Source organism: Bradyrhizobium sp. Crot121 (assembly GCF_059512385.1).
Genome location: NZ_JCAMOR010000475.1, coordinates 1 through 370 on the forward strand (window position 1 = coordinate 1; position 370 = coordinate 370).

Here is a 370-nt window from a genome sequence, read left to right on the forward strand (position 1 = left end):
GTGTGACATGGCAGGACTTCGAGACAGACCTGGAGCCTCGGCTTGAGGATCTGAACGCTCGGGTCCACCGAGGAGCGATGCGCTGGACGCCCTGGCGGTAGCGATCACCACGCGGAAGGTGAACTGGATAGTTGACGCCGACGTGCAAAATTTCTTCGGAAGTGTGAGCCAAGACTGGCTGGTCCAGTTTTTGGAGCACCGCATCGGCGACAAGCGCATCATCCGCCTGATCCGTAAATGGCTGAAGGCGGGCATCCTCGAAGACGAGGTCGTAACCGTGGACGACAGGGGCACGGGGCAAGGATCGGTGATTTCGCCGCTGCTCGCCAACGTTTACCTGCACTACACATTCGATCTTTGGGCCGAACGC

Annotated in this window: 1 pseudogene; it reads left to right on the plus strand. The window is 59.5% G+C overall.

Annotation, left to right across the window (positions count from 1 at the left end):
• Positions 1-142: 142 nt before the first annotated feature.
• Positions 143-370: pseudogene (locus AC5ZGW_RS47550) on the plus strand (group II intron reverse transcriptase/maturase); the annotation flags it as partial.